At 58.3% G+C, this 20,575-nt stretch carries 18 protein-coding genes and 1 pseudogene; 16 read left to right on the top strand and 3 right to left on the bottom strand.

Annotated elements, in window-relative coordinates:
* The gene (locus ACQY4G_RS03840; protein WP_067695891.1) at positions 1–1,161 is read left to right on the top strand and encodes a hypothetical protein; all 1,161 of its coding nucleotides are present in this window, start codon (positions 1–3) and stop codon (positions 1,159–1,161) included.
* A 202-nt stretch (positions 1,162–1,363) separates the two neighbouring features.
* On the top strand, positions 1,364–2,146 hold the full coding sequence (locus tag ACQY4G_RS03835) for a hypothetical protein (protein ID WP_067695888.1): 783 nt from the start codon (positions 1,364–1,366) through the stop codon (positions 2,144–2,146).
* Positions 2,147–2,338: 192 nt separating this feature from the next.
* On the opposite strand, the gene ACQY4G_RS03830 is transcribed toward ACQY4G_RS03835, so the two are convergent.
* Entirely contained in the window at positions 2,339–3,394 is a 1,056-nt protein-coding gene (locus tag ACQY4G_RS03830; protein ID WP_067695885.1) for a hypothetical protein, read from the bottom strand.
* Between the two features lie 111 nt (positions 3,395–3,505).
* Here ACQY4G_RS03830 and ACQY4G_RS03825 point away from each other — a divergent pair.
* The 7 genes from ACQY4G_RS03825 (at position 3,506) to ACQY4G_RS03795 (ending at position 9,406) form a co-directional block, all read left to right on the top strand.
* Positions 3,506–4,647 (top strand): IS3 family transposase gene (locus ACQY4G_RS03825; protein ID WP_157075205.1). Its coding sequence is split into 2 segments (ribosomal slippage): positions 3,506–3,743 and positions 3,743–4,647, totalling 1,143 coding nucleotides; the frame shifts between segments, so codons are not numbered across the junction.
* A gap of 67 nt (positions 4,648–4,714) precedes the next feature.
* Positions 4,715–5,617: a patatin-like phospholipase family protein gene (locus ACQY4G_RS03820; RefSeq protein WP_083508389.1), complete on the top strand. Its 903-nt coding sequence runs from the start codon at positions 4,715–4,717 to the stop codon at positions 5,615–5,617.
* A gap of 245 nt (positions 5,618–5,862) precedes the next feature.
* Complete coding sequence (locus tag ACQY4G_RS03815) at positions 5,863–6,792, top strand: ArdC family protein (protein ID WP_067695873.1); 930 nt, start codon at positions 5,863–5,865, stop codon at positions 6,790–6,792.
* Between the two features lie 11 nt (positions 6,793–6,803).
* Positions 6,804–7,244: a hypothetical protein gene (locus tag ACQY4G_RS03810; protein WP_011413780.1), complete on the top strand. Its 441-nt coding sequence runs from the start codon at positions 6,804–6,806 to the stop codon at positions 7,242–7,244.
* A gap of 219 nt (positions 7,245–7,463) precedes the next feature.
* On the top strand, positions 7,464–8,399 hold the full coding sequence (locus ACQY4G_RS03805) for a DUF2493 domain-containing protein (RefSeq protein ID WP_067695871.1): 936 nt from the start codon (positions 7,464–7,466) through the stop codon (positions 8,397–8,399).
* Between the two features lie 70 nt (positions 8,400–8,469).
* The gene (locus ACQY4G_RS03800; protein ID WP_067695868.1) at positions 8,470–8,739 is read left to right on the top strand and encodes a hypothetical protein; all 270 of its coding nucleotides are present in this window, start codon (positions 8,470–8,472) and stop codon (positions 8,737–8,739) included.
* A 268-nt stretch (positions 8,740–9,007) separates the two neighbouring features.
* Positions 9,008–9,406 (top strand): single-stranded DNA-binding protein, encoded by a 399-nt coding sequence (locus ACQY4G_RS03795; RefSeq protein ID WP_067695865.1) that lies wholly within the window; start codon positions 9,008–9,010, stop codon positions 9,404–9,406.
* A 66-nt stretch (positions 9,407–9,472) separates the two neighbouring features.
* Here the strand turns inward: ACQY4G_RS03795 and ACQY4G_RS03790 are convergent, their stop codons facing one another.
* Positions 9,473–9,739: a DUF6437 family protein gene (locus tag ACQY4G_RS03790; RefSeq protein WP_067695862.1), complete on the bottom strand. Its 267-nt coding sequence runs from the start codon at positions 9,737–9,739 to the stop codon at positions 9,473–9,475.
* 345 nt (positions 9,740–10,084) lie between these two features.
* On the opposite strand from ACQY4G_RS03790, the gene ACQY4G_RS03785 reads away from it, so the two are divergent.
* The 4 genes and pseudogenes from ACQY4G_RS03785 to mobF all read left to right on the top strand — a co-directional run bounded on the left by ACQY4G_RS03785 (position 10,085) and on the right by mobF (position 16,655).
* Entirely contained in the window at positions 10,085–10,306 is a 222-nt protein-coding gene (locus ACQY4G_RS03785; protein WP_067696232.1) for a hypothetical protein, read from the top strand.
* A 731-nt stretch (positions 10,307–11,037) separates the two neighbouring features.
* On the top strand, positions 11,038–11,370 hold the full coding sequence (locus tag ACQY4G_RS03780; protein ID WP_083508388.1) for a hypothetical protein: 333 nt from the start codon (positions 11,038–11,040) through the stop codon (positions 11,368–11,370).
* The gene (locus tag ACQY4G_RS03775; RefSeq protein ID WP_067695856.1) at positions 11,360–13,672 is read left to right on the top strand and encodes a type IV secretion system DNA-binding domain-containing protein; all 2,313 of its coding nucleotides are present in this window, start codon (positions 11,360–11,362) and stop codon (positions 13,670–13,672) included. The genes ACQY4G_RS03780 and ACQY4G_RS03775 overlap by 11 nt, the downstream gene beginning before the upstream one ends.
* A 59-nt stretch (positions 13,673–13,731) precedes the next feature.
* Positions 13,732–16,655 (top strand): annotated as a pseudogene (gene mobF, locus ACQY4G_RS03770) (MobF family relaxase).
* A 15-nt stretch (positions 16,656–16,670) separates the two neighbouring features.
* Here mobF and ACQY4G_RS03765 read toward each other — a convergent pair.
* Entirely contained in the window at positions 16,671–17,306 is a 636-nt protein-coding gene (locus ACQY4G_RS03765) for a S24 family peptidase (protein WP_067695850.1), read from the bottom strand.
* Positions 17,307–17,745: 439 nt separating this feature from the next.
* Here ACQY4G_RS03765 and ACQY4G_RS03760 point away from each other — a divergent pair, with 439 nt between their 5' ends.
* Genes ACQY4G_RS03760 through ACQY4G_RS03750 form a run of 3 tightly spaced genes read left to right on the top strand, consistent with a single transcriptional unit; the run spans position 17,746 to position 20,566 of the window.
* The gene (locus ACQY4G_RS03760; protein WP_234002412.1) at positions 17,746–18,042 is read left to right on the top strand and encodes a HigA family addiction module antitoxin; all 297 of its coding nucleotides are present in this window, start codon (positions 17,746–17,748) and stop codon (positions 18,040–18,042) included.
* Positions 18,039–19,655, top strand: a complete 1,617-nt coding sequence (locus tag ACQY4G_RS03755; protein WP_067695844.1) for an N-6 DNA methylase — start codon at positions 18,039–18,041, stop codon at positions 19,653–19,655. The genes ACQY4G_RS03760 and ACQY4G_RS03755 overlap by 4 nt, the downstream gene beginning before the upstream one ends.
* Positions 19,646–20,566, top strand: coding sequence for a XamI family restriction endonuclease (locus ACQY4G_RS03750; protein ID WP_067695841.1), 921 nt, complete (start codon positions 19,646–19,648; stop codon positions 20,564–20,566). Before ACQY4G_RS03755 ends, ACQY4G_RS03750 begins: the two co-directional genes overlap by 10 nt.
* Positions 20,567–20,575: the final 9 nt, after the last annotated feature.

Raw genomic sequence — 20,575 nt, 5'->3', positions numbered from 1 at the left:
ATGACCAATTTTCGATCCCCACGTGTGCTTATCGTCGCAGAGCCCCAAGATCACACGGCCTACGTAATGGCATTTTTGCTGGAGAGGAGGGGTGTTCAGGTCGAATTCTTTATGCCAAGCCTCATTCCCTATTACGATGAGCAAACCACTTACGTGGGCGACGGGTGGTCATTCTCAACCGAGAGCCAAACGATCCTGGGTCCTGATGTCGTCTATGATACCGTCTGGCTCCGACGGACGGCGGGAGACTCCGTCAAGGAGTTTGAAATCCACGAAGATGATCGGCCATATATAGAGCAAATTCACAAAGCTCACCGGAAATCAATTCTGTCGATGATTGATGTTATGTGCAAGAATGCCGGGAGTCTGATGGTCAACGATTTTCCAGCTAAGATGATTGGAAACAGTAAGCATCTGCAACTGATTATTGCGGCACAACTCGGCTTGCAAATCCCACAGACCCTAATCACCAACTCACCTGAACAGGTGGAGCGCTTCCGTGAGAAAGCTCGAGGACGGCTCATTTGCAAATCGCTTCTTCCTCACACTTGGAAGGGAGAGCAATCGAGTTGGCACGCCTATTCGGCAATTTTCCCGCCACGTTCCTCGCGCACTGACGAAGCTGTAAGACTTCAGCCGGCTATCTTCCAACAATATATAGAAAAGAAGTATGAGGCGAGGGTAACTATCTTCGGGGAGAAACAATTCGGCATAGCGATCGAATCCCAGGGACATGAAAAGGCAATCGTAGACTGGAGAATGTCTGGTTTGAGTGGCGTAAAGTGCTATCCCTATGAGCTATCACCGTCCTTATTCGAGAAGTGCTTGCAGCTAATGAAGGAGCTTAACCTAACGTATGGGGCGTTTGATTTTATCATAACGCCTGACGATGAAGTTGTCTTCTTGGAAGTGAACGAGAGCGGACAATTCCTTTTCTTGGAGAATAAATGCCCAGAGGTTCCTATCACCGACGCGTTTTGCCACTTTCTGGCTTGGGGAACCCTAAGCGACTGGGATGCGTCCAGCGCCCAAAACCTGTTTCCCGATGTGCTGAGTGACCCGGAATACCAAAAGTACATTGAGCAGTTTAAGTTTTTCCCTAGCCCTGATTTGGGCTTTGTGACCGATATTGGTGAGCAGGTCCCCGCGCTTTCTGCTTAGCTATCTGGAGTGCTTTGTAATGGGATATGATCAGGTCCTACGAAGTGGCGCATTCCTGAGAATGTTTAGAACTGTGCCGATATCTCTTTGCCTCCTAGGGGCGGGTGCTTTGCATGCGGGGCGGACAGACGCCAGCAGCTTGGCGGGTCTACAAGGTTCATGGTACGTTTGTGCAGAAAGTCAGGCAATTTTCCGAATTGATTTGACCAAGGAGGAAGCGTGGAGTGCCTCTCTTCTTGCACCGTCTGAATATCTGACGGACGGAGAAGATTTTTGGCAGGTGTCCGGCCCCGCCGTCTCGCGAAGATCTCTTTGGATTGAGGAACAGGAAGGTACTCTCGCAATTGCGTTTGAAGATCCCGGTGACCCTGACAACCCCGACATCATCGAGTTAAGTCCCGTAGATCAAACCAAGGGGGAATTTTCATTTAAACTGCTACCCTTTGAGCCTTTCACCATGCTGAGGGCTCCGAGTGAGGGAAAATGCGCATTTGAAGATTGGGACTCAAACGCCCGCTATAGTCACCTTAGATTTCGCCCAAGTAACCGCGAAATCGCGTCGATCTTTGACGAAGACCAGCGCGAAAGAAGCGACGCTGCCTCGTTAGATGACCAAGGGCTGCATTTGCTGGCACTCCGGGATCGAGAAAGGCGGAATCGAGCAAAGAGTTTGCTGCGGGAAGGTCAATTGAAATCAGGAAGGGACTTTTATTTCGCTGCATTCATCTTTCAACACGGCGAAGAGCCATCGGATTATTTACAAGCACACGCTTTGGCGATGGTCGCACTGGCACGCGGTGAACCGTCCGCACGCTGGATTGCGGCAGCTTCCCTCGATCGCTTTTTGCTGGCGACAAATCAGCCGCAAATCTTTGGCACACAGTTCCAGGTTGAGGATAAAAAGCCGTCGTTGCGCCTCCCGTATGATCCTGATGTTATTTCTCCTCACGTCTTGGAGGCCTTGGGGGTTCAGAAGTCGCACTAGCGCTGTAAGGATGACAGTTCCAACTACTCGAATTTCGTGGGGGCCTTACCCGTGTATTGTGGGGCTTGATCCCAAGAATGTGATCATTAGGTGCGCCAATCTAATGTGCGCGGCTGAACGGAACTAGGGACGATCTCCTACTGCCTGGAACACGAAACTGCCGTTTCGCTCGTGTTCTCGAACAGTTCGAAGTTATGGTGCTTCCCAGACCAGCGCCGTGCCTAGGCGATCAAAATGTGAGATACGAACCTGCTCGGACATCTGTGCAAGTGCGAACTCCAATGGAACCGGGTCCGCAAAAACTAGGTGGCTCTCGACGTCGGTCAAATCGGCGACCTTGGTGAACCTCGCCACAGCGTCGATATTGCCGCGAAGAATTTCGACGCGATCAAGGTGTTTACGCAGATAATCGGGCTTTCCATTCTCACGGATGACGCCCCGGAAATCAGCGAGTTGCTCCGCCACTTCGCCGTAGGTCTTCCGAAAATGCACATCCTTGCACTCAACGATCAATACCCGGCGGCTGTTCGAATCCCATGCTAGAACATCGACGTCGCCGTAGTTCCTGTCTTGGCGCTCGCCCAAGATCTTGGGGATTGTCACCTCGGTCTCGGTGCACCATCCGAGTTCTCTCAAGCGCTCCGCTACTTTCAGCGTGAAATCGTGTCCTTTCTTGTCGGCAGCCTTGCCAGCCCAACGCTTCATTTTCGGCGAAAGCTGAGTTTGCGGGAACTCACCGCGAAGCAGATTTCCAAGCATATATTTGAAACTGTCGCGCATCTGGCCAGGAGCAAATATGAGCGTTGGATCGCTATCCTCATCAAGCTGGATCAATGGGCGCCGTAGTAGCGAAAGCTGTCGGCGGAAGCGCCAAGGATGCCGGTCGCGATCCTCGAACCCGTCAGGCGTTTCCCGCCATGTGGAACGCGGCAAGTGGATAAGTGCGTCTAAGAGGCTCGCGACGGAAGAGGAGGTAATTGGCCAAGCCCCGTCACCGATCGCTAGAAGTTCACTTTTCTTGAGCTGCTGAACAGCGGACTCCGCCTTGATGCCAATGTCTTCAATCGCATCTACGAGCGCTCGGGTTTCGTCAAAACCTGCGCCGAACTGCTCTTGCCACGCCTCAACGAATTCCGGGGAAAGAAGGTGTTCGGCTTTCGGTGTCGTTTCATATTCCGTCAACTGCTCGGGATAGCTCTCGGCATCTGATGCAATCCGCCGCTCATTCGTTACGTGCGCATGAGGCATGATGATGTCATCGATAAACCCAAACCTCGCATGGATGTCGCCTAACGGGGTGTGAATAGCCCCTAGATTTGTGGACGCTTTCTTTCCTAATTTTGAGGACAGGAGGCGACGATGGGGAAGGCTAATTTCAGCGATGAGTTCAAGCGCGATGCGGTGGCCCAGATCACCGAGCGGGGCTACCGGGTGGCGGAGGTTTCCGAGCGACTCGGCGTGAGCCAGCATTCGCTGTATGCATGGAAGAGACAGTTCGCAAAGCGGCCCGAAGATGGATCAAAGGACGCCGAGATCCGGCAACTGAAGCGCGAGCTGCAGCGGGTGACCGAGGAGCGCGACATCCTAAAAAAAGCCACCGCGTATTTCGCCAGGGATGCAAAGTGAGATACGCGTTCGTGGCCGAGCATCGCACGCTGTTCCCGGTGCGCGCGATGTGCCGGTGTCTTCGCATCCAGCCCAGCGGCTTCTACGCCTGGTTGAAGAACCCGCTGAGCAGACGGGCGAAGGAAGATGTTCGCCAGACTGCGATGATCCGGCAGGCGTGGGAAGACAGCGGCAAGGTCTATGGCTACCGCAAACTGCACGACGACCTGCTCGATCAGGGCGAGACCTGCTGCCCGAACCGGGTGGCGCGTCTCGCCAGTCGTCTGGCGGGTATTAAAGCGAAGATCGGCTACAAGCGCAGGCCGGGCAGCTATGGCGGCAAGCCATCTAGGGTGGTCGACAACACGCTGGCCCGCCAGTTCGATGTCGCGGCACCGGACAAGACATGGGTGACCGACATCACCTACATAAGAACACAGGAAGGCTTTGCCTATCTGGCGGTGGTGATCGACCTTTACTCCCGCCGCGTAGTGGGCTGGTCGATGCAGAACCGCCAGACCACCGACCTGGTCCTGCAGGCATTGCTGATGGCGGTGTGGCGCAGGAAGCCAAAAGGGAAGGTTCTGATCCACTCGGATCAGGGATCGCAGTTCACCAGCATGGACTGGACGTCCTTCCTGAAGGCCCACAATCTGGAGCACTCGATGAGCCGCCGTGGCAACTGCCATGACAACGCAGTGGTCGAGAGCTTCTTCAACCTGCTCAAACGCGAACGCGTCCGGCGGCGGACCTATCGCTCACGAGACGAGGCCAGACAGGATGTGTTCGATTACATCGAGATGTTCTACAACCCGATACGCAAGCATGTGAGAAACGGGATGCTGTCACCCGTAGAGTTCGAACGGCAGCAGATGATGAGCACCGAGGGCGTCTAGAAAACTAGGGGCTATTCAGTTGCGACAAGGTTTTGTCTGGCCGGCAGCCTACGAAGCGGTCTTTAGTTTGGAAGGGCTGAAGGCGCTCTTCACCGTCTTGCTCATATCCCTTGATCGATTGGCCGCTTTGCCGACGAAGCTGATGATTTCACTATTGCCAGTGAGTCCACGCCGCGATCGCTGGCCATACCGGACGATCCTCCACCGCAGAGCAAGTCGAACGACAATTTTGAGGCGAGTTTTCGACAAAGTCTTTGGTTCGAAGCGCCTGTCCGAATTGCGTGGTGATCGACCCAGGTTGATCATAGTCGCCTGTGAGTTGCGCGCAAAGGCTGCGTTCTACTTTACAAGAGAAAAGTTGCATTGCTGGCGATACGGTTCAGCGACCTCCGAAGATACAAGCCTGGCAGATGCAGTCGCAGCATCAGCAGCATACCCGTTGGCACTGCCAGCGCTTGATACCACCGTTGAGTTCGAGCGCAACGGAACAAAGCGCTCTGATCGGATCTCACTCACTGACGGAGGAGTCTACGACAATCTCGGCTTGATGCCGTTTTGGCCGGACCGCGATCACTCCATAAGCTTGGAGGTTGATCCGGTTTACAAATTGATCGCATGTCGTGCGGGCTACTCGCTGGATGTTGGCGAGCCCTCGTCGTTAATGCCAGCACGCATGGCAGCAGTTTTTGAAAGCATTTTTGCGAGGGCTCAGAACGCATCCACCACTCGGCTCTTCGATCTGCAACGAGCCGGAAGGATCGGTGGCTTCATAATGCCGTATCTCGGACAAGACGACGCGCGACTCTCGAACAAACCAGATGACTTTATATCCGGCGACACAGTTGCTGGTTATGGAACCAATTTTTCGGCGATGGATGATGAATGGATCGATCGCCTTTCTTTAAGAGGTGAGCAGCTCGTGGTCTCCTTGGTGAGCGAGCATTGGCCAGAGATCCAGGCGAAAAACTAGCGAACGAGGAGTTCTGAGGTCTGTCCGGTGGCAACCGCGATGCATGCCTTGATCTTCGAAAGTCGCCTCCTGAGAAAAGGTTTGGGCTATCCTCCGCGCTCGACACCTCTGGAAGTGTCTATTGAACAAATAGCGCGTGAGATGAAGCTCGCGCCTGCGGTAGCCGCCACATGTAAAAGAGAGAGGAGGGAGCTTTGCCTTTCCTGAGCCGGGGCATGCCCGTCCCGGCGATCAGGAGAGCTCCCATGACCAAGTCCCGCCGCACTACTTCGACTTCGCCAGCCCAGCGCATTACCGCCGCCATTATCGAAAAACTCGAGCAAGGCACAAAGCCCTGGGTCAAGCCTTGGCGCGGTGTGCCCGTCTCGCGGCCGTTGCGCTCCTGCGGAACGCCCTATCGCGGCATGAATACCTTCTGGTTGTGGATGGTGGCCGATGGCAACGGCTACGTCTCGCCCTATTGGATGACTTACCGCCAGTGTCAGGCGCTCGGCGGACAGGTCCGCAAAGGCGAGAAATCGACCATCGCGATCTTCTACAAGAACTACACCAAGGAGGTCGAGAACACCGAAGGCGAAGCTGACACCGAGTACCGGCGCGTCCTCAAAGCTTATGCCGTGTTCAATGCCGACCAGTGCGACGGCCTCCCCGAGTTCTATCATCCCAAGCCACTCATTGCCGCGCTGGAGCCCAAAGGACGCGAAGAGCGGCTTGATACCTTTTTCGCCGAGATCGGCGCTGACCTGCGGCATTCTGGAGCCCAGGCCTATTACGAGCCGCAGCGTGACCGGGTCACCATGCCGCCAGCCGAACTCTTCGAAGCCTATGACCACTACTACGCGACGCTTGCACACGAGCTGTCGCACTGGACGGGGCATTCTTCGCGGCTCGACCGCGATCTCAAGAACCGCTTCGGGAGCGATGCCTATGCTGCCGAGGAACTGATCGCCGAGCTGTCCTCGGCCATTCTCGGGGCCGAACTGGGTCTTCCGGTCACCCACCTCGACCATCACGCCAGCTACATCGCGTCCTGGCTCAAGATCCTCAAATCGGACGAGCGCGCGATCCTGACCGCTGCGGCCAAGGCCGAGGAAGCGGCCAGCCTGTTGCTTGATCTTGGGGGTCACCAATTCGGCGAGAGCGAGGACGATATCGACCTTGCTGACGCCGCCTGAGGAGCAGTGAGATGGGACGTTCCGTCAGTTATCCGACCGGCTCCGTGGTGGCCTTTCGCCTGCTTGATGAGGGCGAAGGCGACGATGTCGACTGGGTCTACGAGTGCCTCGTCGACGAGGTCATCGATAACACGAAGGCGACCTTTCCTTCTTTCGAGCGTTTCGATGGATGGCGCGGCCGCGAGGACAGAATCCTCTTGCGCAACGCCTTCGCCGATTGCGGCATATCGACCTATTGCGGCCTTGCCGCGATCTGGCTCGCCGAGCGTGACGATGCCCGGTACTGGGAGGCGGATTTCTACAACCCACGAACGGCGAGGGCACGGCACTGGCTTACCCAGGTGTCGGATAGGTTCATCGACCTGTTCGGGGATCTGCGCCTGGTCGGGCGGTTCTCGAATGGCGAAGCGATCTTCGAGCGCTCCCGATCGAAGTGCGACACCGGGTCCTGATCCTGCCTCATCCCAGTCCGCCGGGAGAGGCCCTTGGGCCGGTCGGGGCGCGCCGCAACCTGCGGCCCGTCGGCCCGTGTTACCCGCGCCAGCCTAGGGCCGCAGGTTTCCCGCTTCGCGGTGCGTCTCGCCCCTTGTCCCGGCCCTGATCGGGCTCCGGCGGACAGGACCGAGGCAATGGTGCCTCCTCGCCTTGTCCCCGCGATCAGGAGACACCTCATGTACGACAGCTTCATCGACCAGTTGAGCGGCCTCGATCTCTCAGGCCTCAGCATCAGGCCGGCCCCATTCAACGAGACCGACTTTCCCTGCGAGGATGCGATCGAACAGACGCTTGGCGCAGTCTGGTCCGACCTTTTTGCGATGTTTTCCGACACTGCCCTGGAAGCAGATGCCGAGGATATTGCCTGGGGTATGGTCAACCTTTTCCACCGCGCCGCCAGCCGCAAGTCGGCTCAACTTGACCAGGCCAGCGACGAGATCCGGGTCCTCCTTGCATCCGCCGATGGCTCCGAAGTGCATTCGAGCAATCTTGAAGAGCAGGTCGAGCGCGCGCAGGCCGCCGAAGCCAGCATGCTGGCCTTCGAGCAGATGCGCGAGGCTGCGGCAGCACTTTACCGCGACGAGACCGGTTCCTCGTGGAAGCCCGTTTCCGGCTCGCGCACGAGCCATTCGCGAAACCTTACCTCGGCCGTGATCGATGCCCGCGATTTCCTCCGCGCACGCGCCGAGAACCGGCGTAATGCCCTGATCCCGGAAGGCACTCCGGTGGTTTTCGCCGGTGGTCGCCAGAGCTTCGAAAGCGCCGAGGACGCGCGCGTTTATGCCGACAATATCTGGGCGACGCTGGACAAGGTTCGCGACGTGGTTCCCGATCTCTTCCTGGTCCATGGCGGCGACGGCAAGGGTGCCGATCGCCTGGCCGCCAGCTGGGCCGAACGCCGCGAAGTCCAGCAGCTGACCTATTCGCTCGATCGTCGGCTTGGTGCCCGCGCCGGGTTCAAGCGCAACGAGCAGATGCTCTCGCTCAATCCGCGTTATGTCGTCGCCTTTCCGGGCAATGGCGTCACCGAACGACTGGTGATCGATGCTAAGACGCGCCGGATCACCGTGGTCGATCGTCGCGGCCTCTTGGGCACTTCTCCTGGGTCCTGAGGGGCCCTTCATCATCTTCATCTGAATTGCCTGGATGTGCATTCAGCGCCGACCCGAATATGAACCGGTCATGCAACTTGACGTTCTGCTACAGCGCTACTTTGCCACCAGCGACCTTTCCGGGGTTGCCCCAGACACCTTTGCAGCCGGCATTGAACATTGCCGGGTCGATCTCGGCCTTGAGAAGGATCGGGGCAAGCGCTTTGCATTGTGGTCGTTCCTACACATGTTCGGGTCCGCCCCCGATCTCGATGTGGCGTTCGAGAACGAGGAAGACCGGGAAGCAGCCCGCAACTTCATGGATCTACTGGCGGCATCGGAAGGCGATGGAGCAGGCTGATTGCAGTAGGGTCTTGGCACCTTCAGACCCGCACCCGATACCCATCCGGCTTTCTTCGCGAACAGTCCTGAATCAGGTCAGCTGAGTACAGCAACCCGTTCCTTTCCGGCCGTGTGGTCGCGCTTCGCGCGCCTGCCCGCACCACCCGTCATGAACAGGTTCCCCTTGGAGCTTCGCTCCTGCGGTGCAGTCCTCCCATGCCCTGCTTCTTTGGCAAGTTCGCAAGCCGGAGATGGTCTCCGGTTTGAGGAACTGAAGGACTACTATCATGACCAATATCGCAATCCTCACCGGCCGCATCGCCCGCGATCCCGACACCCGCGAGACCAAGGGAGGCACCAACGTCACCGGGATCACCGTCGTCACCGATCGCCCCGCACGCGACAAGGACGGCAAGACCTACAAGGACGAGAACGGCTATACCGCCAAGGAAAGTGAGTTCCACCGGGTGACCTGTTTCAACGGCCTCGCCAAGACCGTCGGGCAGTACTGCTCCAAGGGCCAGTTGGTCAGCGTGCAGGGCCGCATCCACTACACCCAGTGGGAGGACAAGGACGGGGTCACGCGCTACGGCACCGAGATCCTCGCCGACAAGGTCGACTTCCTCTCCCGCGGTAGTGGTTCGAGCGACGACAACGACAACACCGACGCTCCCGATATCGACTGACATCGATCCCGATCGTCCCCTTACGAAGAGGCTCTGCCGCAAGCGGCAGGGCCTCTTCCTCTGGGGTTACTGGGTTCCCGGCGCTGCATTCGAAGCACGTGTTGCACCGCGCCCCGTCAGTTTCTCGATCGCGGCATCCTCGCCGAGTTTCCCGAGTTCTTCGGCAACCTTCCTCAGGCCCCTCTTCGAGAAGCTTTCGAGACCACTTCCCAGGATGATTTCGCCGAGTTCTCTGGCCGCCTGCACTTCAAGTTCGCGTTGTCTGGCGTCGAGCGCCTCGCGGTCTGCTTCGAGCTTTTGCAGGGCTGCTATCGCGCTCCTGTTTCGGGGCATGTTACTTGTCCTTTTGTCCCCCTCGGATCTGCTCCCCGGTTGGTTTCATGCCCGCGTCATCGGGGTGTAGGAAAGACAATTCGCACGCAGCAGATGTTTGATATTGGGCGGAGGTGGTGGGTCCTTGCTCACGGTTCTCCCAGCATGATGGCCTTGCGCCTCCCGCCTCAAGGACGGCGGGGCCCCACCATTTTGCCCGCCACCGGATTGCATCCGGCGGCGAACAAAATCGTTACCCCCACCGCCGCTATCGCGGTCGCCCATCCGGGCGATCCCTGACCCGGGATGCACAAGACCATCGCGCGCACCTCCTGTCGTCTCACGACAGAAATCAGGAGGATTATCATGGCTTATTCGATGCATTGCGCCCTTCCGTCACGGAGCTATTTCGAGGCTCTGGAGACAGCCGAGAAGAGAGCGCTGCACAGCTTCTTCGATCAGCACGTTATCGAGGATGACGAACTCGGGTACTTTGCCCTCGACGAGGGTGACTACAACATATTGCCAGTGCATCTCGCAGCGCGGGTGGTCCACACGGTCCACGGCGGCATGCTCGACGAGTTTTGAGACTTCCGACAGGGCGGGAACCGGAAGCGGTTCCTGCCCTTTTTTCTTGTTCGCCGGGTAGTCCATCGAAGCACAAGAAACCGGTTCGGTCGGTTGCTCTGACGGCCGCCCACCGCAATGCGGCGCCGCCCGATAAGTGGAGCGGGGCTGTGGACGCACTCTGTCCCGCGCATCTTGCGATGCGCTCCTGAGGGTGCGGCGTAATTTGTTCTTGGGCCCCGCGCGCACTTGCGAACCGGCACCGGGTCGGGCGGCGGGAAGCTTGGGCACGCGACAGGTCCCGCTTGCTTTGCTTCCCACGCGCCCTTGGCCGCTGCCTCTTTCGCAGGTGCTGTCTTCGGCTGGAGGCGTCCAACTGCTTTCTATCTGCATGCTGTGAGCTGCCAGGCTTGGTTGCTCGCGCTCCAACATGGAGATCGGGAAAAGTCGTCCTTGATGAATCCCCCTCATTGCCTGGACCACCTCGCGCACTTGGGAACAAAGGAGCACACCCTACCCCGCGATTTCGGGATTAATCTTTCTGTTATTGCTAAAGAATGTGGTTTTGGGCGAAATCAACCCGTCTGCGAGTAGAGCGGCTTTGCGCTGATCCGCTGACAACTCACATCCATCTATCACCTTGAAATATAGTCCGAATCTTTCGATTGACTGCGAGTTGTTCACGATTTATTCTCATTGCCACCTTCCGCAAGGTGAGCCAGGTTCCGTCGGCCCGACAAGGAACCTGTTTCATGACCCGACAAGATCGGCTTCAGACATTCGTATCTCTCTCCGTGGGTAACTGGGTTCGCCAGTGTGCCGCGGACCATGGCGTCAGTGTCAGCGTCTTTATTCGTGACCTCATCGTCGCAGCGTGGCAGCGCGATAACGAGGCGAAGGACAGGCCCGCAGGGCTCGATCCCGCGCGCCAGGCAATCTTCATTTCGGTGGCGCTCGATGCGCTTCTGGCCAGCCACCCTGACGCGAGTTTGCGCGACCGTACTCACGAGGCATACCGGCGACGCCTCGAGCGTCTTGGCCTCCTCGTCAACGCAAACATGGGAGGCCAATCCCATGAAGCATAATCTCCTGAATTTCACCCGCGGGAGCCAGTTGCTCGGCCACTTTGGTTTCATGTTTGCAGCCGGCCTGAAGGGCCCCTTGATTGTCACCGGCCTGGTAGCGGTCGGCACCTGCTATTGGGAGGTGCGGTCGGCTCTGAGTGATCACCAGATCTACCTGGTCTGGATGCATATCTACGCCAGTCTCTATGCCTTCATGGAGTTCGATCCGGCCAAGCTGGTCAACCTTGAACTGCTTGACGGCGAAAGGGTCGGCCTCCCGTTCGGCATCGTTCGCGAGTTCCCGCCGATGCGCGAGGCGGTCGAGGCGTTTCGTACGGCAGTGAAGCAGGGATTGCTGGTTTCGGCAGTACTGCTGATCCCGGCCTTCGTGTTCTTCTGGTGGTTCGCCGAGCGCTTTGGCGGTCGGTCAAAGGAGCGCAAGCACGAGCGCGGCGCAATGCTTGTTTCGCTCGACGAACTCGAAGAAGAAATCGAGCGTCACAACAAGGCATTCAGGGCCGAAGAACTGGGCCGCAAGTTTGGCTGGAAGTGGCGGCTTGCGAGCTCGTCGGCGCTGGCCGAAGCAGGCCATTACCAACCCGCACATCTCGCCGGTGTAAGCTGGCCGTGGCGGCTCGAGCAGAGCCACGCCATGCTCATCGGTACGACCGGAACCGGCAAGACCGTGGCGCTCACCGAACTTGTTGCCGAAGCGCGTGAACGCGGCCAGCGCGCGGTCATTTTCGACCTCACAGGGGCATTCATTGAGGCCTTCTACGATCCTGCACGCGACATCATTCTCAATCCTGTCGATGTGCGGTGCCCGCTTTGGAGCGTGTTCAACGACTGCACGACGGAAGCTGAGTTTCATGCTGCCGCTGAAGCGCTCGTGCCCCATGACGGGGGTGGTTCAGAACAGTTCTGGGTGCTTGCGGCGCGCATGCTGTTTGTCGAGATGTGTCTTCATCTTGCCCGTACCGGCACTGCAACCAATGAGGCGTTGGCACGGCGGCTGATGACCGCTGATCTGTCCGAGGTGCATAAGCTGATGCGCGGTACCATGGCCGATCCGCTGACCGCTCCGGAAGCGGCCCGCATGGCGGAATCGATCCGCGCTGTGTTCAATGCGAATGCGAAAGTGCTCAAGCTTTTGCCCTCATCCGGACCGCGCTTTTCGGTCCGCGACTGGGTCAAAGGCGACTACCAGGCGGGCTCGATCCTGTTCCTTTCTGCCCGCTATGTCGACATGAGCATCTCCTCGCAGTTGCTGACGCTGTGGCTCGACACGGCGATGAATACGCTGATGACGCTCGAGCGCACACATGACCTGCGGATGTGGTTCCTGATCGACGAGCTCGGTGCCCTTCACCGACTACCGGCGCTTGAAAAGGGGTTGCAAACGGCGCGCAACTTCGGCGGTGCGATCGTCACCGGGGTGCATGCGTTTGCCAAGCTCAAGGAAGTCTACGGCGAGAACATGGCCATGACACTTTCCTCGCTTGCGCGAACGAAGCTCATCCTAGCGACGGCCGATCGAGAGACAGCGACCTGGTGCTCCGATTTCATCGGCCACCGGCAGGTGCGCGACATGGAAGAAGGCTATAGCTACGGGTACAACAATGCGCGCGATGCGGTCAGCCTGACGCCGAGGCGGCAGATCGAGCCATTGCTCCTGCCCGACCAGTTTATGAACCTTCCGAGGTTGTCGGCCTACATCAAATTTCCCGACGGATTCCCCGCTGCGCCGGTATCGCTCATTCCGCGCACGCGTGGCCGTATTGCCGAGGGATTCATCGCCCGCGAGAAACCGCTCATTAAGCCTGACCAGGGTCCTGCGGCAACGGCGCTTCAAGCAAGACCGGGTTCGAAACCGATTGATGAGCATCCCGCCTCGAACGACGACGGTGCCGGTAAACCTGTCGATACAAAGCAGCTCAAACTCGACTTGGAGGGGCAGCGCCGTGTCGCCGATGAACCGCAGGATCGGCAGGAGCCTGTGCCGCTTGAAAAGCTGAATGCAGGACGCGCTACTGGTGAGCTCGGTGCCGAAACCCGTTCCGATACGCATCTGGATGCAGGTCCAACGCTACCTCTCGCCGCAGTGCAAACCGGTGAGGATGCACCAGCAATGGGCGCGGAACAGCATCCGTCCGAACCCGGAACCGCCGGCGATGACACAGGTGGCAAGGCTGGTTCGACGCAACGAGGCCGTTCAGCTGCCAACGGGCGCCAGCCTCTCATACCGGTCGAGAAAGACCTGCGTGAAGGTGCGGTCGCAGATCCTCCGGAAAAGGATTTCGGCGAGTTCGAGCCCGACATGTGAAAGGCAAATAGGGAGGGATTACCCGGCCGCGAGGGGAGCCGTGACGAGGACCAAACTGGATGCTTTCCGTCGCCAATGTGCGCTCCCCTTCGGCTGCTGCGAGCTATTTCGCGGCAGACAATTACTACACCGGCGCCGATGCCGATCGTTCCGGAACCTGGGTCGGGAAGGGAGCGGAACGACTTGGCCTTGAGGGCCGCGTCAGCGCCGAGCAATTCGATGCCTTGCTGCGGGGAGAGCTTCCCGGCGGTATCCAGGTCGGCAACGCGGGCCAGGCCCACAGGCCGGGAACCGACCTCACATTTTCACTCCCGAAAAGCTGGTCGCTGCTCGCGCTGGTGGGCGGCGACCAGCGGATTATCGATGCTTATCGTGAGGCCGTCATCGAGACCTTGCGCTGGGCAGAAAAGAACGCGGCGCAGACCCGGATGGGCAGTCAGGCTGGTTACGGGAAGGTCGCGACAGATAACCTGACGATTGGTCTTTTCCAGCACGACACCAACCGCAACCAGGAGCCAAACCTGCATTTTCACGCGGTCGTGGCGAATGTCACGCAAGGCAGCGACGGAAAGTGGCGCGCGCTTCGCAACGACAAACTTTGGTCGTTCAACACGCTGCTCAACTCGATGACCATGGCTCGCTTTCGTCTGGCAGTCGAGAAAATGGGCTACGAGGCTGGGCCGGTTGGAAAGCATGGCAACTTCGAAGCAGCGGGCATTGCCCGCCAGCAAGTTATGGCCTTTTCGACGCGGCGCGAAGAAGTCCTCGACGCGGTACGCCAGCTGGGGGAGAATACTCCGAAAACCCGCGACATTGCTGTGCTCGATACAAGGAAAAGCAAGGCGCCCGTTAGGGACCGGGAAGGCCTTCTCGATGGGTGGCGGCAGAAATCCCAGGAAGTCGGGATTGACCTTACCGGCTTGATCGATGCGTCGCAGATGCGCGCTGCAACAAAGGACATTCCCAGCTCGAAAGAAGGGAACCTTCTGCAGCGTGGAATTGCGAAGCTGAGAGAGTTCGCGCAGCGGATCAAGGGCAATCCGGCGGATCCACTGATCCCTGCCCATGTCCTCAAGCAAGATGCACCGACCATCGCGGCAGCGCAGGCCGTTGCTTCCGCGGTGCGCCATCTCTCGCAGCGCGAGGCAGCCTTTCCCCGTGAGGGATTGCTGAAGGCGGCGCTCGATTTTGGGCTGCCGACGACGGTGGACCACATCGAAACCCGTGTGAACGCATTGATCAGAAGCGGCGCACTCGAATCCGGCAAAGGCGAGCACAAAGGCTGGCTGGCGAGCCGGGAGGCGCTTGACCTTGAAAGCACCATTATTGCGAATGTCGACCAGGGACGAGGTGCGGTGTTGCCCATCCTGGATCGGGCGGACGCTGCAGAGCGGGTTCAGGCTGTTGCTGCGCTCAACCACGGAATTCGCTCAACGAAGGACAGGAGAATGCGGCTGGCCTTGTCCTTTCGTCGCGTGACCGGACCGTAGCGATCCAGGGCATAGCCGGGGCGGGCAAAAGCAGCGTGATGAAGCCTGTTGCCCAGCTGCTTCGCGAGGAAGGCAAGCAGGTACTGGGGCTCGCCGTGCAGAACACGCTCGTCCAGATGCTCGAGCGCGACACCGGCATCCGTTCGATGACCATCGCCCGCTTTCTCGCGCAATGGGGCAGGCTTCTGCACGAGCCGGGAAATGCCACGTTGCTGCGTGAGGCTCGGAGCGCTCTCGGAGACCATGTCCTGGTGCTCGATGAGGCGTCGATGGTGTCGAACGAGGACAAGGCCAAGCTGGTACGGCTGGCGAACCTTGCAGAAGTCCAGCGCCTGGTTCTCGTCGGCGACAAGCGACAGCTAGCCGCCGTCGATGCCGGTAAGCCCTTCGACCTCGTCCAGCAGGCCGGGATCGAGCGCGCCAACATGGATGTGAATTTACGCGGCCGCGATCCCATACTGCGGCGAGCCCAGGCCGCAGCGCAGGAGGGACGCATCGACGATGCGCTCCAGGCTCTTGCTCCTTCAACCATCGAAGCTCGTGGGGACAGCGCGATTGTTGCTGCCGAAAAGTGGCTTTCGCTCAGCCCGGCGGATCGGGATCGGACGTCGATCTACGCTTCGGGACGGGCCTTACGTTCTGCGGTCAACGAGGCTGTGCAGTGCGGACTCAAGGCCAACGGCGAGCTCGGCCCACGATCGGGCCGGCTGACCGTTCATTCGCGGGTGAATGTGACACACGAGGAGCTGCGCTATCTTCGCACTTACCAACCAGGCATGGTCCTTAACTTCCGCTCGCGCGACAGCACCCAGAAACTCTCCAAGGGTGACTACACCGTCAAGACCATTGACCATGCGCGGAAGCAGCTCGTGCTTGAGGACAGGAAAGGACGGCTTCGCAAGTTCAATCCCGCGCGCTTGCGGCCGGGCGCAGACGATAGCCGGCTGTCGCTCTTCGAGCGCAAATCGCTGTCCATCATTGAAGGTGACAAAATCCGTTGGACCGACAACGACCACAAGCGCGGGCTGTTCAACGCCGACCAGGCGAGGATCGTGGCCATCGACACAAAGGGCGTCTTGGTCGAGACATCAGTGGGCAAGGAGCTCCGCCTGAACCGCGGCGACCCCATGCTCAAATGCATGGACCTCGCCTACGCCCTCAATGCGCATATGGCGCAGGGACTTACTTCGGATCGCGGGATCGCAGTGATGGACAGCCGCGAACGCAATCTCGCCAATCGGCAGACTTTCCTGGTCACGGTCACCCGGCTTCGCGACGGCCTTACGCTGATTGCAGATAATGCCGAGAAACTCGGCCGGGCCATCAAGTCCAACAGCGGCGAGAAAGCGTCGGCCCTTGAAGTAACGCAAAGGCTCAAGGCGGCAGCGGCCAAGGGCCTTTCGCAAGACGAGGATGTCCGCAGCCCTTCGCCTGCAAGTGACAAGCCCGAACTCACGAAGGAAAGGGTAAAGCATTTCGAAATCGGGATCTGAGCCGACGAGAGCTTTCTATACCGCCCGCCCAAACCAGATGACCCGTCCGACCACTTGGATCTCGGACCGGTCGACATCGTCCCAGCTCGGATAGGCCGAATTATCGCTGCTGATGGTGATATTGCGGCCACCGGGCTTGAGCGTCACGCGCTTGACCACCAGCGCATCGTCGGCGCGCAGGACGTAGATACCGTCGCGCAGCCGCGAGCCTTGGTCCGATGCATCGACCAGCACCTCGTCGCCATCGCTGAGTGTCGGCTCCATGGAGTCGCCCAAGACGTGGATGATCGAAAGGCTGGCGCTCTTCGCCCGGGTCAACCGGCCAAGCCAGCGTTCGTCGAAACCGAAGCGGGTATGGGCGGTCTCGCTTTCGGCAATCGCTCCAAAGCCCGCCGATGCATCGACATTGAGCACGGGTATTTCGATCAACCCGTCACGCATGGGTGCGGGCGGTCCGCCAAGCACTTGCTCGTCGACCCCGAAGAAGCTGGCAAGCGTGCGCCGGTCATCGTCATCCAGTTTGCGCGGCGATCCACGCTTGATGAATTGCTGAATGTAGGACGAGTTTCTTCCGATCATCCGCGAGATCGAGGAATATCCGAGCCGTCGCTGCTGGATCAGGCGATCGAGCTCCTCTCTGACATGTTCCATGTGTCGTTCCTTCTAGCGGTCTCAGGAGAGAAGGAAATCTCCTAGACTCGATGGAACCTTCCTACTAAGAACAAAACAGGAACACAAGTGTTGAGTGAGTCGAGGAAGGCCATGAAATTGCTGGATCGCATTGAACGACATCTGAAGGAATCGCACATTTCGGCGACACGGTTCGGTCGTCGCGCGGTTGGCGATCCGCGCTTCGTGCTTGACCTACGAGCTGGCCGCAGGCCGCGCCGCCGAACAGTCGAGAAGGTAGAGAATTATCTAGCTCGACGCTCGTGAGGCTGCTTTCAGCTCCAATTGACAGTGGAACAAAAAAAGAACAAAGGTACACTTGTAACCCGTAGCGTTACAGGGCAATAGACTGCAAAGGGGATACCAAATGGGTACTGCGACACAGTTTAGAACGGAGCATCCCGGGCACCCTGGTCGGTTCTTGAAAATCAAGTTGATTGACGAGCGTGGGATATCCGTCACGGAGGCAGCAAAGGCTCTAGGCGTCGCGCGTCCTTCGCTATCCAAACTCATCAACCAACGAGTTCATTTGTCTCCAGAGATGGCAGTTCGGTTGGAGAAGGCATTCGGATTTCCATTGGAAGCGATGATGCAGATGCAGACTGCATTTGACATCGCCGAAGCTCGCAAGAAAAACAGAGAAATTGAGGTGCAGCCGTTCCAATTTGTTGGAACCACGTCGATGAGCCAAAGCGCAAATCGGGAGGCGGTCCGATGACTGATCTCCCCATTCTCTTCGCGTCAGAGAAGGAACTGATTTCGGCAGCCTTGCAACTCGGCGCGCTCGATGTCGGGCATGGGTTATCGGAGGCTGAAAAGAGGCTCGCTGCAAGCTCTGCCAAGCAGCGAGTTTCCGCAAAGAGAGTGGCTCTGCTGCGTGATTCAATTCTCAGCGGAAATGACCCTTTAGGAGAAGGGTTCTCGTCAATCCGATCTGCGGAGACACGCCGGTCTGATGGGGCGACGTACACTCCTGAGGGCATTGTTCAGTCGATGGTGCAGTGGGCCGCGAATAACTCAAGTCCATCGCGCGTTGTCGACCCAGGGGTTGGCTCAGGCCGCTTCCTCTCAGCCGCCGGGCGAGCGTTCCCAAATGCTCAGCTTGTCGGCATTGATGTGGACCCGGTCGCAACCCTGATGGCCCGTGCCAATCTGTGTGTGAATGGGTATGCAAAGCGGGCAAAGATCATACTCGGTGACTTCCGAAATTTCACCGAGAGGACTGCTGGACAGACACTGTACATCGGTAATCCACCATACGTCAGGCATCATCAGATCGATGCTGTGTGGAAGGATTGGCTCGCGCAAAGAGCGGCAGAATTGAAACTGCCGGCGAGCAAACTCGCTGGGCTCCACGTGTACTTTTTCCTCGCGACAGCACTTGAAGCCGAGAAGAAGGACGTAGGGGCATTCGTTACAGCTTCCGAGTGGCTTGACGTGAACTACGGCTCGCTCGTTCGGTCGCTGATGCTCGGCGAACTCGGCGGGAAGAACATTACCGTAATCGAACCGACCGCGCAGCCATTTCCCGATGCTGCCACGACCGCAGCGATCACAACCTTCGAAATTGGTGCGGAACCCAAGACTGTTAGCTTTCAGAGAGTAGATGACCTCGCAAGTCTGGGTAAACTCGGAAGTGGTCGACGCATTAGGCGAGACCGTCTCGCTACCGAGAAGCGGTGGTCACATCTGACGCGGGTAGCGGAACGTCCACCCGAGGGATACGTCGAGCTAGGAGAACTGTGCCGGGTTCATCGCGGCACTGTTACCGGGGCAAACGGCGTATGGATCGCCGGAGAGCATAGTGCTGGTTTGCCTGACTCGGTGCTTTTCCCAACCATCACGCGCGCTCGCGAGGTCTTCAATTCCGGCGGCTTGTTGAAAGATCCCGACTTGCTCAGGCAAGCCATCGATCTGCCAACCGACCTAGATGAACTTTCTGTCTCAGACCGCAAGCGCGTTGAAAGCTTCCTGAAGGTAGCAAAATCGATGGGTGCACATAGCGGGTATGTCGCACGCAATAGAAAGGCTTGGTGGTCAATTGGGCTTCGCGAAGCGGCCCCGATCATATCGACATATATGGCCCGACGCCCTCCTGGCTTTGCCCTAAACAAAGCCGGAGCAAGGCATATCAATATCGCTCATGGGTTGTATCCTCGTGACCCGATGAACGAAAAGTTGAAGCGCGCCTTGGTCTCCTATCTGCAGCACAACATCTCGCAAAAGTCGGGACGGACTTACGCGGGTGGTCTAACCAAATTTGAGCCTCGTGAAATGGAACGGGTGATTGTGCCGAGCCCGGAGTTGCTCACAAGCGGAGTATGCCTGTGATTGATCGGCCGCTTTGGAGCGACGAAGAATTAGAGGTCGAAAGAGAAAAGGCAATCGCGGCCTTTTGCACCGAACGTCTCGAAGAACCTCTGGAAGACTATCTCGACGCTTTTGACGAGTATCAGGGGCATATCGAGGAGATACTCGAGACCACCGTCGACCTTTCTCGTCTTGAGGATACGGCGCTCGATGTTTTGGGCGATCCAAATTTGCTTGAGGCGTTCAGGTATCTCGCAGGTCCTCCGATTTCTCAGGACGATCTGAAGACCCTTTCGGATGCACAATCGCTCACGAAAGGACATCTTGCGGCCACACCGGCACTGGTCCAGCGCGTAATAGCTGTAGTCCGCCAGGTGCTTGACCGTCGGCGCTTCGCTTGGGTCGTTGAAGATCGTGAACCGACCGAGGCTGAGCGCAATGCAGCCGTGCTTGCCTCGGCGGCGTTGATGGCTGCGAGTCGAGCTCAGACAAAGCGTCGGACATCTGGCAAAGATCGTCAGGAAGGCGCGGTGAAGGATTCACTCTTGAAGCTCGGTTTCGAAGAGGTGGAACCGCGAAAGATCACTACGATCGCCCTGGCACCCGAGCCAGGACAATTCTGCGGCGAAAGTGTGCTCGGCAACCGCAAAGGCGATATCATCGTGCGACTTTGGGACCATCGCGTGATGCCCATAGAGTGTAAGGTGTCAAACTCATCAACCAACTCGGTCAAGCGGTTGAACAATGATGCTGCGGTGAAAGCTACGAGCTGGAAAACGGACTTTGGCCTGCGGCAGGTTGTGCCAAGTGCGGTCCTCAGCGGCGTCTACAAGTTGCACAATTTGTTGGATGCGCAGGAACGCGGCCTGACCATCTTCTGGGCACACGATCTGGAGCCATTGACGGAATGGATCGCCAGCTCAAAGAAGTGACCAGCATCA

It is taken from the genome of Qipengyuania sp., assembly GCF_965277845.1.
GTDB lineage: Bacteria > Pseudomonadota > Alphaproteobacteria > Sphingomonadales > Sphingomonadaceae > Qipengyuania.
Note: the sequence above shows the minus strand (reverse complement) of the source record. Positions and strands in the feature narration are given on the sequence as shown.